A 352-nucleotide genomic window follows, 5' to 3' on the forward strand; every position below is an offset into this window, starting at 1 on the left:
GCTTCGACGCCATTGACCGTGATGCCGTCGCGGGCCAGCTCGAAAGCGGCACCGCGGATAAACGCGTTGACGCCGGCCTTCGCCGCCGAGTAATGGGCGCCGCCGCCCATCGTGACGCGCGCCGATACCGAGGACGTAACGAGGATGCGTCCAAAACCGTTGGCGCGCATGTGCGGAATTGCGGCCTGGGCGAGCCAGATGCCGGCGCTCAGGTTGAGCCTCAGTGTCTCGTCGAGCTTGGCCTCATCGAGTTCGTCCAGCGAGGCCCACGGACAGCCGCCGGCATTGTGCACGACGATATCGAGCCGGCCGTATCTGGCGGCGATATCGTCGACCATTGCACGCAGGCTGC

General features: G+C 66.2%; 1 protein-coding gene. It reads right to left on the minus strand.

Translation table 11 applies throughout. The features are described 5' to 3' along the window. Window positions 1-338: SDR family NAD(P)-dependent oxidoreductase (locus tag OO68_RS49000; RefSeq protein ID WP_245237471.1), on the minus strand; the 338-nt coding region annotated here is incomplete at its 3' end. Between the last annotated feature and the right edge of the window lie 14 nt (window positions 339-352).

The sequence above is a fragment of the Streptomyces iakyrus genome, from assembly GCF_000717055.1.
GTDB classification, from domain to species: domain Bacteria; phylum Actinomycetota; class Actinomycetes; order Streptomycetales; family Streptomycetaceae; genus Streptomyces; species Streptomyces iakyrus.